The 13,786-nt window shown below is 66.0% G+C and carries 10 protein-coding genes; 7 read left to right on the forward strand and 3 right to left on the reverse strand.

Going from position 1 to position 13,786, the window contains the following annotated elements; genetic code table 11:
* The first annotated feature begins 279 nt into the window (after window positions 1-279).
* The 3 genes from JSV65_03240 (at window position 280) to JSV65_03250 (ending at window position 4,002) form a co-directional block, all read left to right on the forward strand.
* A complete protein-coding gene (locus JSV65_03240) occupies window positions 280-603 on the forward strand; it encodes a hypothetical protein (GenBank protein UCH35379.1) in 324 nt (107 codons plus the stop codon).
* Window positions 604-747: 144 nt separating this feature from the next.
* The gene (locus JSV65_03245) at window positions 748-3,150 is read left to right on the forward strand and encodes a hypothetical protein (protein ID UCH35380.1); all 2,403 of its coding nucleotides are present in this window, start codon (window positions 748-750) and stop codon (window positions 3,148-3,150) included.
* A gap of 99 nt (window positions 3,151-3,249) precedes the next feature.
* A complete protein-coding gene (locus tag JSV65_03250; GenBank protein ID UCH35381.1) occupies window positions 3,250-4,002 on the forward strand; it encodes a YebC/PmpR family DNA-binding transcriptional regulator in 753 nt (250 codons plus the stop codon).
* A gap of 56 nt (window positions 4,003-4,058) precedes the next feature.
* On the opposite strand, the gene JSV65_03255 is transcribed toward JSV65_03250, so the two are convergent.
* Window positions 4,059-4,349, reverse strand: a complete 291-nt coding sequence (locus JSV65_03255; GenBank protein UCH35382.1) for a hypothetical protein — start codon at window positions 4,347-4,349, stop codon at window positions 4,059-4,061.
* 143 nt (window positions 4,350-4,492) lie between these two features.
* Between JSV65_03255 and JSV65_03260 the strand changes: the two genes are divergently transcribed.
* The 3 genes from JSV65_03260 to JSV65_03270 all read left to right on the forward strand — a co-directional run bounded on the left by JSV65_03260 (window position 4,493) and on the right by JSV65_03270 (window position 8,866).
* Entirely contained in the window at window positions 4,493-6,463 is a 1,971-nt protein-coding gene (locus JSV65_03260; GenBank protein UCH35383.1) for an acetylxylan esterase, read from the forward strand.
* A 56-nt stretch (window positions 6,464-6,519) separates the two neighbouring features.
* The gene (locus tag JSV65_03265; protein ID UCH35384.1) at window positions 6,520-7,209 is read left to right on the forward strand and encodes a hypothetical protein; all 690 of its coding nucleotides are present in this window, start codon (window positions 6,520-6,522) and stop codon (window positions 7,207-7,209) included.
* 79 nt (window positions 7,210-7,288) lie between these two features.
* Window positions 7,289-8,866, forward strand: coding sequence for a hypothetical protein (locus JSV65_03270; protein UCH35385.1), 1,578 nt, complete (start codon window positions 7,289-7,291; stop codon window positions 8,864-8,866).
* A 35-nt stretch (window positions 8,867-8,901) separates the two neighbouring features.
* Here the strand turns inward: JSV65_03270 and JSV65_03275 are convergent, their stop codons facing one another.
* Both JSV65_03275 and JSV65_03280 read right to left on the reverse strand, forming a co-directional pair.
* Window positions 8,902-10,824, reverse strand: coding sequence for a hypothetical protein (locus JSV65_03275; protein ID UCH35386.1), 1,923 nt, complete (start codon window positions 10,822-10,824; stop codon window positions 8,902-8,904).
* A gap of 202 nt (window positions 10,825-11,026) precedes the next feature.
* Window positions 11,027-12,163 carry a hypothetical protein gene (locus JSV65_03280; GenBank protein ID UCH36687.1) on the reverse strand — a complete coding sequence of 379 codons (1,137 nt, stop codon included), beginning with the start codon at window positions 12,161-12,163 and terminating at the stop codon, window positions 11,027-11,029.
* Window positions 12,164-12,476: 313 nt separating this feature from the next.
* Between JSV65_03280 and JSV65_03285 the strand changes: the two genes are divergently transcribed.
* A complete protein-coding gene (locus tag JSV65_03285) occupies window positions 12,477-13,742 on the forward strand; it encodes an alpha-L-fucosidase (GenBank protein ID UCH35387.1) in 1,266 nt (421 codons plus the stop codon).
* Window positions 13,743-13,786 lie beyond the last annotated feature (44 nt).

The following is a 13,786-nucleotide window of genomic DNA, read 5'->3' on the forward strand; positions in this document are numbered from 1 at the left end:
ACTTCCGCCAGGTGGTGCAGGCTGCTCAGGCGCTGGCGCTGATGTGCGTCGAATGGTGCGGCAAGGCGTAGCCCGCCGCGTGCTTCTCCGTCGAAGCCGGCGCTGCCCGACGCAGACGCAACGCGCGGCAATTGTCCACTGACACCGCTCGCCCCCCCCGGGCAGTATCTCCCTGTGTTTCTCGCTCCCTTGCGTGGCGCCGAGTGCGCGCTGGATCCCTTCTGTTTCCGCCGCCGGATGTGGAATACAAGAATTGTGATGAACTGCGAGGGGACAGCCGTGATTTGCCCGAACTGTCTAAGCGAACAGCCTGAGTGGGCGGACAGCTGCTTGGAGTGCGGGGCGTCGCTTGCGTTCCTGCGCGACCATCCGCGGCGTGTGGGAGTCGCCATCTGGGCCTGCCTGATTCTCGGGCTCGGGCTGCTGGTGGACTTGCTGGCACGGCTGCTCGCACAGGCCGTGACGAACGTCACGCCCGTCTTTGGCTGGCTCGAGGCGGTCGAACTCGGGCTTGGCATCATCTTCAGTCTGCTCGCCTCCGGCGCGTGGGCGACCCTGAGGGACATGGTCCTTCAGCGCTTCCCATCCCGCGCGCGGCGATAGACGCTCGTCAGGGAATCGGGCTGCACCCACACCTAGTCCTCAGGACGACCTGCGTCGTAGCCTTCCGTGCGCTCCGGGCCTGAACCCAATCGTGATCACTCTCGTGCGCGAGGGGATCGCTGCCCGACGCAGAACGACCAGAGCATGAGAACTACACTCCTGTTCTGCGTCTGGGTTCTGCCAGCGATTATCGGAGCAGCGGTGGCGGACGACGTCCGCAACCTGGCCCTCGGCCGACCCTACACGATGTCGCCGGCGCCGAACTACCGGCTGTGCACCGACCCCGAGGACCGCACTCAACTCACCGACGGCGAACACGCCGGGCCGGATATGTTCTGGGCGCAGGCGGCCGCGGTGGGATGGGCGACTTCCAACCCCATTCAGATCATCGTGGACCTCGGCGCAGTCAAGCCCGTGGACGGCGTCGTTTGGAGCACGGCGTCGCGCCTCAACGCCGGGGTTCACTGGCCCACCGTCATCGCGGCGGTGAGCGACGACGGCACGATGTACCGTATCGTCGGCCAGATGGCGGCCGCCCCCATCGCGAACCAGGATCCGACGCGCGAGTACCGCCAAGCGATGCGCCTGACCGGCCTGCGCACCCGCGCTCGGTTCGTGATGCTGTTCGTCATCCCCGGCGGGCCCTACGCTTTCAGTGACGAGATCGAGGTGCTGGCTGGATCACACGAGCCGGACCGGGTCGAGATGACGGGGCGTGCGTTTCGGCCCGAGGAGTTTCGCAGCTACATAGGACTGATGCGCCAGCGGGCCTGGCTGCCGAAGCAGTGTGTGCGGCTGGCGGAGCGCGCGCGGGCGGAGGCCGGCATGGCCGCCCGCAGAGGCGACGACGGCACGGCGGCACAGCTGCGGCGCGCGGAGGCCGGACTGCGCCAGCTTGCCGGGCACATCCCCGCGCTTGCCCTCGATGCGCGCGCGCTGCGTGACGCGAGGCGCGAGGTGGCGGGCCTGTGCGCGGAGATCAATTCGTCATTGCGGCCGGGGGCGCCCTACGTCGTCTGGGAGCACGACCCCTGGGCGCCGCTGTCACCGCTCGAAGTCCCGCCGGGCGACCACGGCGGCTTGACGCGCCTCGAGGTTCACGCCGCTGCGAACGAATACTCAAGCGCGGCGGTCACGGTCACGAATCTGACGCGCGCGCCGATGGTGTTGACAGCGCGCCTCGAGGATTTGCGCGGCGAGCGAGCCACCGTCGGTGCGGACGACGTGTGCCTGCGCCGCGTCGAATTCGTCGAGGCCGCGACCGGGGAACTGATCGCCGATGCCCTGCCGCGGCTCGATCGCCGGGGGCTCAGGCTCGGCGCGGGCGAGACCTCGCAGATATGGTTGACGCTGCCCAAGCGGCGCCTGCCGGCGGGCGACTATCGCGGGCGCCTGCTGCTGCAACCGACTGGTGCGGATGCGCCGCGCGCGGTGACGATAGTCCTGCGCGTCTATCCCATCGAACTCCCCGACGACATGAGCTTGCAGACATACAACTGGGCATACGTGAGGACGTTCCCACTGGTGCGCGGGCTGGAGGAGGAAGCGGTCGCCGACCTCTTCGCCCATTACACGAACACGTTTGTTTTCTCCGGGCGCGACGTGCCGTGGCCGCAGTTCGACGCACAGGACCAGGGGACGATTGACTTCGCGTCCCACGACGAGAACCTGGAACTGCACCGCAGCGCGCGCGAGATCTCCTGGTTTTGGAGCTTCCACGACGGCGAGCGCCCGGACGCGGGGCGATTCGGCGCCGACTATCTGAGCCCCGCATGGAAAGAGCGCTTCGCGTGGTGGCTGCGGGAGTGGGTGGCGCACCTGGGTGACCTCGGGTACGGCTACGATGACTTCTTCATGTATCCCTTCGACGAGACGCTGTGCGAGCGCTTCGGTGACCTAGCGCAGTTCATCAAGGAGGTGGACCCGCACCTCCGGGTGTTCGCCGACCCGACGAGCCATGACACGCGCGAGCGCATTGAGGCAATCGCGCCGTACATTGACGTGTGGTGCCCTCACCTCTTCAGTTTCGAGAAGCGGGCGGATGACGTGGAGCTAATGCGCGCGCACGGCGAGAAGCTGTGGACTTACGCGTGCAGCGGGCCGGCGAAGGCGCTGTCGCCGCATGCCTACTACCGGCTCATGATGTGGAAGGCGTGGCGGCGGGGGTTCGCGGGCTGCGGGTTCTGGGCATATGCAGACGCCGGCTGGGGCGGTAGCGACGCGTGGGACGACTTCGACGGCACGCGCCATGACTTCGCCGTGATCTACGCCGGCCGCAACGCGCCGCCGCGCGTGCCGCGGGATGAAGCGATCATCCCCAGCAAGCGGTGGGAAGCCTGGCGCGAAGGGATTGAGGACTACGAGTTGATGCGCGCGATTGACGAGGCCGCCCGCCGCGCGGAGGCGAACGGCGAGGCCGACCGAGCGGCGTCGCTGCGCGCGTCGCTGGACAACGCAGTTGAAGCAGGCCTTGCGTCGGAGGACGACGCCGGGGCGATGGAGTCCGCTCGCCGGCGCCTACTGAAGACATTGGCCACGGCCTCGTAGGGCAGCGCCTGCGCGTCGCCGCCGCGGGTTCCTATGCTGTTGCCTTTATGGTAGAATGGGCGCGGGTCGAGCGCTTTAGTTCTCCGCGGTGGAGCTGATATGTCTGGACACTCCAAATGGCATAACATTCGCATCCGCAAAGCGCGGGTTGACGCGCAGCGGGGGAAGATCTTCACGAAGGTCGCGCGAGAGATCATCATGGCGGCGCGCGAGGGCGGCGGGGATCCGGATGTCAACGCCCGCCTGCGGGATGCGGTGCAGAGAGCGCGCGATGTGAGCATGCCGCAGGACAACATCACGCGCGCGATCCAGCGCGGCACCGGCGAGCTGCCCGGCGTCCAGTACGAGGAGATCGTCTATGAGGGGTACGGCCCGGGCGGGGTGGCGATTCTGGTGCAGGCCCTGACGGATAATCGCAACCGCACGGTGAGCGAGCTGCGCAGCATGTTCTCCCGTCACGGCGGCAACCTCGGCGAGGCGGGCAGTGTTGCGTGGATGTTCAGTTCCAAGGGCGTCATCATCGTGCCCCGCCAGCAGATCGAGGAGGACTCGCTGCTGGAGATTGTGCTCGACGCGGGCGCGGAGGACATGAAGACCGACGCGAACTCGTACGAGATCACCACCGGCCCGGAGGATTTCGAGGCCGTCAAAACCGCGTTGACCGAGCAGAGCATCGGAATGGAAAGCGCCGACCTCACCCTCGTGCCGCACAGCACAGTCACACTCACGAGCAAAGACGGCGAGCAGACCCTCAGGCTGATGGACGCGCTCGAGGATCACGACGACGCGCAGCGGGTGTACGCGAACTTCGACATCCCCGAGAGCGTGATGGAGCAGGCCGCCGCGGCGTAGGGCGGTGTTGATGATCGCCGCGGGGGCACCGCGGCCTAGCTCGTGAAGACGAGCGGCTATTTCCCCAGCGCCGCCGCGAAGTCGAAGCGGACGTGTTTCTGACTGCCGGCCGGCTCCAGGCCGTCGGCGTTCGCCGCCCAGAGCTGCAGCGCCGTGAGGTCGAACACGACGCTGTGCAGATTCGACTTCGGCATCATGACGTACGGCGCGATGACCTCGTAGGCATACTCCGCCGTGATGTCGCCAAACTTCGCCGCAAGCTTCTCCGCCATGCGATCGTTGTAGTGGCTGCCGTAAACGATACCCTCGAAGGCGGGCAGTTCCTGTCCGCCGAGCGCCGCCGCCACGCGACAGCATCCTCTTCCGGGTGCGCCCACAGGAAAAGCGGCAGTCCCCACCGAATCCGGGCATCGTGAGATCACCGCTTGCTGGTATTGTTGCCGCCGCAGTCATCGCGGGCGCGTGGTGCGCGGCCGCGCAAGGAGATGACATGGCACGACCGGAGCCGCCAAGCGCGGACGCGCGCTTGACAAATGTCCGCCACCTCGATCTGCGTTATCACTTCACGCCGTACACATCGAAGCGCGCGTGGCTCACGCGCGCCGGCGACCTCCGCCAACGCATCTTGGTGAGCACCGGCCTGTGGCCCATGCCCGAGAAGGCACCGCTCAACGCGCAGGTATTCGGCCGCATCGAGCGCGAGGGCTACACGGTCGAGAGGGTGTATTTCGAGAGCGTTCCCGGGTTCTTCGTGACCGGCAATCTCTACCGGCCGCGCGACGGCAGGGCCAAGCACCCCGGGATCCTCAACCCCCACGGGCATTGGGGCACCGGCCGGTTGGAGAACACCGATGCCGGCTCGGTCCCCGGGCGCTGCATCAACCTCGCGCGCCAGGGACACGTCGCGTTCTCCTATGACATGGTGGGCTACAACGACAGCAATCAGGTTCCGCATTCATTCGGCGGGCCGCGCGAGGAGCTGTGGGGCGTGAGCCTGATGGGCCTGCAATTGTGGAACAGCATTCGCGCGGTGGATTTCCTGTGCTCGCTGCCCGACGTTGACGTGAAGCGCATCGGCTGCACCGGCGCGTCCGGCGGCGGGACGCAGACGTTCATGCTGATGGCGGTTGAGGATCGCATCAAGGTCGCGGTGCCGGCGGTGATGGTCTCCGCGCACATGCAAGGCGGTTGCCTGTGCGAGAACGCGCCCGGTCTTCGCGTGGATGCGTACAATGTCGAGATTGCGTCGCTCATGGCGCCGCGCCCGCTATTCCTGGTCGCGGCGACGGGCGACTGGACGCGCGACAATCCGACCGTCGAATGCCCGGACATCCGCAGTATCTATGCGCTGTTCGGCGCCGAGGATCGCCTGGACTGCGTGCAATTCGATGTTGGGCACAACTACAACAAGGACAGCCGCGAGGCGATGTACGCGTGGATGGGGCGGTGGCTGCTGGGCATCGAGGAGCAGAAGCGCCTGCGCGAGCAGCCGTTCGAGGTCGAGGACCGCGCGGATCTGCTGGTGTGGAGCGACCGCAAACGGCCGGCGAGCGCCCTCGATGCAGAAGGGCTGACCGAATACGTCATCGAGCGCAACCGCAAGCGCATCGCGGCGCGCATGCCGCGCGACAGGAGGGCTCTGTCTGCTTTCCGCCGCGAGATGGGCGTTGCGCTGCGGCATGCGTTGATGGTCGGCGAACCGGAGCGCGAGGAAGTGCTTGCGTGGTCTGCGGGAGGGGTGGAGGCGCCGCGGTTCACGCTCCAGCACCTCATTCTGGGGCGGCGCGGCGTCGGCGACCGGATTCCGGCTGCGCTGCTGATACCGAAAGGTGCACGCGCAAGAGGGCCGGCCGCGCTCGTCGTGCACGACCGGGGGCGCGCGGCTCTGGTTGACGATGCGAAGCCGTCTGCCGGCGCGCTGGTTAACGCACTGCTGGCGGAGGGGCAGCGCGTGCTCACGGTTGACTGCTTCCTCACCGGCGAAGCCGCCGGCGAGCGCAACCGTGACGTCAAGCATTTCACGACCTACAACCGGGCCGACCTCGCCGAGCGCGTGCAGGACATCCTGACTGCAATCGCGTGCCTGCGCTCGCGAGAAGATGTGACGCGAGTTGACCTCATCGGCGTGGGCGATGCGGGGCTGTGGTGCATGCTGGCGGCGGGGTTGTCGCAGGGCGTCGGCGCCATAGCCGCGGACGCGGCACGCTTCGACACCAGCAGCGACGAGGAGTACGTCAACCGGCTGTTCTGCCCGCACCTGCGCGCGGCGGGCGACTTCTTCACCGCCGCCGCGCTCACCGCGCCATCGCCGCTGCTCATCCACAACACCGGCGACGCGTTCGCCGCCGACGGCATCCGCCGGATCTACCGAGCCGCCGCGGCGCCGGATCGGCTGACCGTCCGCCGAGGCTGCCTCTCCGCCTCCGCACTCGCTGCCTGGCTCGCCGCGCACGCGCGTTAGCAAACCGGGACGAGGGCCATCGTCGCGCGCGCGCTGGGCTTTGGCAGCCGCGTGGATTGGCGTACTGCTGGCTCTTGACTCCGCTGCTGCGCTGGGGCAAGATAGGGGTCGAGATCCCGCACAACCGCGACGGTAGCATGACGGCGCGAATACCCGAGAACCATCCCTTGTGCCGCCTGTTTCGCGAGGCGACGCAGTGGGCCTTCGAACAGGGGCGACTTCAGGATCCGCTTTCGGATGATCCCGCGCTCAAGTCGTACCTCTCCGAGGAAATCCTCGCTCGCTTCGTGCACGTGGACAATCTCTACCGACTGCGCGACGCGCGCGGGCGGCGGCTCGAAGACATCGCGGAAATGCTGATGGAGGGCCGGGCCCGTGATACTGCGCCGGCCCTGATGGAGTTCGAGCGGCAACGGCACATCGGTGATTACGCGCTGTTCATCACCGGCGTGTTCCCCGAGAGTCTTCAACGGCTGCGGCGGCATCCGACCCGTCCGGACCGGATCATGATGTCGGTGGGCAAGCTGCTGCTGCCGTTCGAGCATCCCGAGGATTATTACCGCCACCAAGGAAAGCAGGCCTATTCACGCGCGGCGGAACTCAGTCGCCGCCACGGGCTGGAGTGCGAGTCGCTGTTTGAGCAGCTCGCGGCGGATTATCAGGCCTACGTGAAGGCGATGAGCCTGGTGCGCCTGTACCTTGACGCCAGCCCCTTGTTCCAAGACGCCAAACGGATCATTCTCTGACCGGCGCTCGTTGAACCGAGCAGGACTCCGTCGCGCCACCGTTGAAGCGCGACGCAACGCTAAACGGAGGTCCGGTCCCGTGACACGTCGCGTTCTCATTCCGAGCGTCTTGCTGGTTTTCGCCGCGCAGATGCTGTGCGCCATGCCCCAGGGGCATCGGCGCAAGATCATCCTGTGGGGCGCCCCGACGCCTGGCTACATCCGGGAGCACACCGAGCAGATCCAGCAGATGCCGGTGGACGGGATCATGCTCACGGCGACCTACCCCGAGGGTGGGAAAGACCGCCGCATGGCCGATGCCGTGTTCAGCAACCGGCGAGTGAATCCCGACGATTTCCGCGACGATATAGCGCAATTGCGCGCCACCGACTTCGGGCGGCTGACGGACAACTTCCTGCTGGTTCACGTCACGCCGGGGGACATTGACTGGTTCGGTGACTGCTCGGCATTCATGCATAACGCGCGGGTCGCGGCGCGCATCGCGCGCGAGGCTGGGCTCAAGGGCCTGGTCCTGGACTGCGAGCCGTACGGCTTCAAGCTGTGGGATTACCGCGAGGTCGCACATCCCGAGCGCAGCTTCGAGGACTACCGGCGGCAGATACGTCTGCGCGGCGAGGAGTTCGCGCGCGCCGTGTGGGGCGAGTTCCCGGACCAAGTGTTCTTCCTGCTGTTCGGATATTACATGGGTGACCTGAGACATCCCGAGGACCACCATTACGGCTTGCTGCCGCCGTTTCTCGACGGCTTGTTCGCGGCTTCGCCTGGGAATGCCGTAATCGTTGACGGGTGGGAGGCGTCGTACACGGCGAAGACGCGCGAGGAGTTCCTGCGGGCGTACTGGTGGATTCACTGCGGGGCGCTGCCGTTGTGCGCGGTGCCCGATGAGTACCGGCGCAAGGTCTCCGCCGGGTTCGGCATCTGGCCTGATCCGATAAGTGTCGAAGACGCGCCGTTCGACTGGGACGAGGAGGACTTCTCGCGCAACTATCGCACCCCCGAGGGATTCAAGCACACCCTCATCTCCGCGCTCGACACCGCGGATGAGTACATCTGGATCTTCTCCGGACGCATCAACTGGTGGAGCGGCGAGCACCTGCCGGGGGCGTACCGGCAGGCGATGGTGGAGGCGAGAGACACGCTGCTGGGGTTCAGCGGCGTGCAGCTCGAGGAATGGGCGCGCTGGCCGAGCAGCGAGGCGTTCGCGCGCGATCACGAGTTGATCGCAGAGCTAGCGCACGACTGGAAGTTCCGCCTCGACCTCTATGATCGTCACGCGACATGGTACGATCCGAAGCTCGATGACTCTGACTGGCTCACCGTCAAGACCGACGGGCAGTGGTACCAGGCGCTGCCCTTCCCCGATGCGACCGGCACCGCGTGGGGGCGCGTCGCGTTCGACATTCCTGCGGAGTACGAGAGACATCCGCTCCACCTCTGGTTCGGCGCGCTCGACGAGGGGGGCGAGATATACCTCAACGGCACGCGCGTCGGCGAGTGGAATGAGGACTTCGACTACGCGTGGCAGACGCCGTTCGCCGTCGACATCACGGATGCGGCGCTGCCCGGCGGGCGCAACCTGCTGGCGGTGAAAGTGCGCGCCGAGAGCTCACTGGGCGGGGTGTTTCGGCCGGTGTATCTCTACACGACGCGGAGGTGAAACGATTGTGACGCTGCTGGCGCGATTGGCGCGCGCTACTCGATGGGGAAGATGACGTGGCCGCGGACGCCGAAGTACCAATCGATCGGCAGCCAGATCCCGGAGATCACGAACTCGCCGAGCACCATGCCGATGAAGAACGGCCGCATCTCGCGGTAGAAGCGCAACCCCCCGCCGCGCGTCGCGAGATAACTGCACAGCCAGCCGACGAGCACCGAGAACCACAGGTGCCCCATCGTCCACGTGCTGCCGAAGATGTAGCCCAGCGGGCTGATGCGGAACCACAAGTAGTTCTTGTTGAGAAACGTCAGCAACGACATCATCCCCACGCCGTAGGTGAACGAGAACGCGGCGAACCACGTGAGGTGCTCGGGCTCCTCCATGGTCGTGGACACATCGTTGAGCGGGAAGAGAGGGCCGTCGCTGAAGTACCACTGGTCGAGGCGGACGCCGCCATACTTGTACGCGATGGTGAGCACTGAGATCGTGCCGACAATCATTGACAGGAAGACGGCGAGGCCGGCTGCGATTGCCAGGTGCCTGCCGCGCAGGCCGGTCGAATGGCCGATCTTCGAGCCGTCCATGAGGTACGGCATGGTGATGTTGCGCTGGTCGAACATGAAGAACTGCTGCTGCATGCCCAGGATGTAGAGCGTACGCACCGGGATGTTGACGCTGCCGAAGGCAATGTTGATGACGTCGTAGGGCAGCCAGTTGGCCTCGACCCACAACGCCCCGCCAGCGTTGACCAGCCGCGTGAGCCCGAGCACCATGACGTAGAAGAACACAATGCCGAGCAGCGCGAAGAAGTAGTTCATCCCGGCGGCGTAGCCCCAGCCCGCGAGCATCAGTGTCGCGACGACGAAGCCTATCGTCGCCCAGCGGATGCTCATCGGGGCCGTGGGATCGGCAGGCACGCGGCGGCGAAATGCGTCAATGACTTGGCGCCGCACGGCGTAGAGGACGACATAGGTGAGAACGAAGAAGCCGCCGATTTCCTGTATGCGCAGGAAGGTCCCGGTGTTCGGGCCGCCCATTTTGCCGCCGAGATCGAGCCCGTAAGCGTAGAGGGCGACCTTCTGCAACTTGCTGAACCAGAAGAAGGCCCACAGGCTGGCGCCGACTTCCTGGCTCAGCAGGTACGAAACGCCGATCACCGCGGGGTAGATGAAGATCTCGACATCGTTGATCGCGCTCCACGGCCGGTCCTTGAGGCCCTGGAAGGCACGCAGGTGCGCCATATTGATCATCGGCAAAGAGGGGTAGTAGAGGTGGAGGCTGTTGAGGCTGTCGAGAAGCGCGATGGAGATGAAGCCGAACCACATGACCTTGCTGCGAAAGAACGGCGCGGCGAGGGATGGCTCGTCGGCCTGCTGCACCATCTCCAGCGGCACCTGCGCCAGCGGGAAGGTCAGGCGCTCGTTCTCGATCCACTGTCGCCGCAGGATCATGGTCAGGAAGAAGAACGCGGACACCAGGAGCATGACGAAGATGCCCCACGCCACGAACGGCGCGACCCATACGCCCCACGGGATGGACTTGCCCGGCGGCAAGCCTTCGTAGAGCCACTTGATGGCGTCGGGATCCTGCGGGGACAGGAAGTTCTTGAGATAAGGCTGGAATTTGATTGCGTACTGGTTCTCGTCGGTGGCGAAGTAGAACGCGGCAGTGGTCACCCCCGGGAAGAACTCGGCGTAGCCGCCGCTCGGCAGCGGCGCGGCGACGAGAACGATGATGTAGATGGCCGCGAGTTCGGCGGCGCTGAGGGTCCGCCTGGGAGACAGCCTGCGCAGGAGCGTGTTGGCGATGGCGATGAGGAGGAAGAGCGTGATCAGGGCGCTGATCGGCAAGTGGTTGAAGGCGAGCTTCGAGCCCTGAAGGTAGAGGTCGGTGTAGGGCACGATGGCGGCGAAGAAGACTGCGACCGCCAGCCCAACTAGAGCGGCGCGCAGAGTCAACGAGGTAGCCTGCGTTGTTGATACCGGTCACGGGTCGCCGGTATTGTCGTTCTGTGCGCCACAGTCGTTGCTCGCGGATGATTCATGACGCTTGTGCGCCTACCGGGTATCCCCGACGGGGGAGAACACGGCGAACGCGGGAGGCTCCTCGTTCTCATCCACCCCGATTCATGGAAACGCCGGGGCGGCTCATGTATTCGATTCAGTCGTACTGGCCGTAGCGCTCGGCGGCGGCGATCAGGGCGCGGATGTTCTCGTCGGGAGTGTCGCGGCCGCACTGGTCGCCGGTGGAAAGGATGAACCCGCCGCCCGCACCCGCCGCTTCAATCGCCTGTCGCCCGGCGTCCATGACCCGCTCCGGGGTACCGCGCAGCATGACATCGGTGGTGTGCAGGTTGCCCATGAGGGCAAGCCGGCCGCCGAACTGTCGCTTGATTTCCGCGAGGTCGCAGTCGCCCATCGGCGGTGGTTCGAGCGGGTTGATACAGTCGAGAGCAGTCTCTTCGGCGCAGATGCGCACGAGTTTCCGCTCCTTGCCGCAGGAGTGAAGCATCGTCGGCACGCCCGCCTCGCGCGCCATGCGGGTGGCCTGTTGCAGGGTGGGCAGGCTCAACTCGCGAAACGCCTGCGGCGTGTTGAGCGTCCACAGCCCCGACGCGCCGAGCAGCAGGAAATCGGGCCGCGCGTCAAGCAACATCTCGACCTGCCGCAGCACGTCGCGCTCCTGCCAGGAAACGAATTCACGCAATTCATCGCGATGATCCGCCCACGCGTAGGCCACCGCCTCCAGCCCGCGTTCAAACCACACGAACAGTTCCTGAAAGCCCGGCACGCCGACGCACACACCGAGCGCCCCGTCCTCGCCGAGATGCGCGCGCATTTCCTCCAGCGGCGCCGGGTCGCACCCCGTGATCTCGGGGAAAAAGTGGCGCAGCTTCGCCATGTCCGCGGGAAAGTCTTTGATCCACTTATGCGTTTGCGTCGGCGGGTCAGCGACGTAGTACGTCGTTTCGCAGGTCAGGTCGCCATCGGGGGTGCGGCAGGCGGTGCGCGTGACGATGCGCTCATCGCTGCGCGAAATCGTTTCGGTCGTCCACTCTCGCCGATCGCCCGCGCGCTGGAACGCCACCGTGCCGTACGTAAACCAGCCGTCAATGCCGAAGTGGCGTACGGCGTCCACGTAGGCGCGCCACAGCGGCGGGTCGCCGTGGAGGTAAATGTCCCAGAACGACTTGCCTGTGAGACGGCAGGGAATCATGTTGGAGATGTCGGGCGCGACGGGGACGCGGTCGGGGCGACCGCCGGTCATCGCGACGATCATGCGCTCGCGGGAGGTCATGGCGGGTAGATTCGGTGCTCGAATCACAATCCCTGCGGTTTGCGGGAGGAGCGCCGAAGCAACCATGCGTGACGCAGCGGCCAGCGACTTCGGGGCAGACCACCAGCGAGACACGAGGCATGTCTTGACCCGTGAGGCGCGGCGGCCTATCATCTCCGCAAAAGCCAACGGGCCTGCGGCCGAAAACGCGGAGATACGAAGAGGCGGGAGGGCAGGTCGCATGACGCGGGTTTCTCGAAGCCGACACGCGACTCTGTGGCTCGCGCTACTACTTGCGAGCCTGACGAACACGGTGGAAGGAGCGCAGGGAGCGATGCTGGTTAAGCCGACGCCGGAGCAGGTTGCCTGGCAGGGCATGGAATTGGGGATGTTCTTCCATTTCGACATCCCCGTGTTCACGGACCTCGCGGAAGGTGAGTGGCAGCAAGCACGTCACCTCGATCCCGACATCTACAACCCGAGCAAGCTCAACACGGATCAGTGGATGGAGGCGGCCAAGGCACTAGGCGCCACGTACACAGTGCTCGTGGCGAAGCACTGCTCCGGGTTCCTGTGCTGGCAGAGCGACCTGTACCCGTATGGCGTCAAGCAGTCGAAGTGGCGCGGCGGCACGGGCGACGTTGTCCGGGACTACGTGGCATCGTGCCGTAAGTACGGCATCAAGCCTGGCATCTACGCCAGCGTGTCCGCCAATGCGTACTGGGAAGTGACGAATCCCGGTCTCGTGAACTGGGGCAAGGGAGGGGACGACGCCAAGCAGGCCGCATACGCGCGGATGTGCGAGCAGATGCTTGCCGAGCTATGGGGCAACTACGGCCCGCTGTTCGAGGTCTGGTTCGACGGTGGCGCGCTGCCGCCGGATCAGGGCGGACCCGATCTCATTCCGATCCTCAAGAAGCTCCAACCCGCAGCCATGGTGTTTCAAGGCCCTGCGGCAACCATTCGTTGGATCGGCAACGAAGACGGCGTGGCGGGCTATCCGTGTTGGGCGACCGTCGCGAGCCTCGACGCGCCCGGCAGCGGCGACCCGAACGGCCGGATATGGCAACCCGGCGAATGCGACGTCCCGATCCGCAACCACGACTGGTTCTGGCACCCGAATGCCGAGCACAAGCTGTACACCCTCGACGAGTTGATTGAGATGTACTACAGGTCGGTCGGCCGCAACTGCAACCTACTGGTCAACGCGAACATTGACCGCCGCGGCTTGGTGCCCGGAGCGGACTTGAGGCGCTACCGGGAGTTCGGGGACGAGATCAGGCGCCGCTTCGGCAAGTGCCTGGCGGAGACGCAGGGCAGAGGCGAGGTCGTGGAACTCGCACTGGAGAAGCCGACGCTGATTGACCACGTCGTCATCATGGAGCAGATCTCCGAGGGGGAACGTGTGCGTGAGTACGTGGTGGAGGGGATGGTCGGGGGCGCATGGCGGGAGCTGTGTGGGGGCACGTCAATCGGCCACAAGCGGATTGAGCGGTTCGTTGCGGCGGAGGTTTCGGCGGTGCGGCTACGCTGTCTGAAATCGGCGGCGGAGCCGCTGATCCGCAGGCTCGCGGCGTACTGCGTAGGGCCCGCGGCCTAGCGCCCCGGCGCGCGTTGAGCGGCCCGATTCGGTGCCACTCGCCC

The sequence above is a fragment of the Armatimonadota bacterium genome, assembly GCA_020354555.1.
Lineage (GTDB): Bacteria > Armatimonadota > Hebobacteria.

Excerpts from the sequence above, each read along its gene's own strand:
- JSV65_03285 (UCH35387.1), top strand. The coding sequence starts at position 12,477 with ATGCTGGTTAAGCCGACGCCGGAGCAGGTTGCCTGGCAGGGCATGGAA.
- JSV65_03260 (UCH35383.1), top strand. The coding sequence starts at position 4,493 with ATGGCACGACCGGAGCCGCCAAGCGCGGACGCGCGCTTGACAAATGTC.
- JSV65_03280 (UCH36687.1), bottom strand. The coding sequence starts at position 12,163 with ATGACCTCCCGCGAGCGCATGATCGTCGCGATGACCGGCGGTCGCCCC.
- JSV65_03245 (UCH35380.1), top strand. The coding sequence starts at position 748 with ATGAGAACTACACTCCTGTTCTGCGTCTGGGTTCTGCCAGCGATTATC.
- JSV65_03250 (UCH35381.1), top strand. The coding sequence starts at position 3,250 with ATGTCTGGACACTCCAAATGGCATAACATTCGCATCCGCAAAGCGCGG.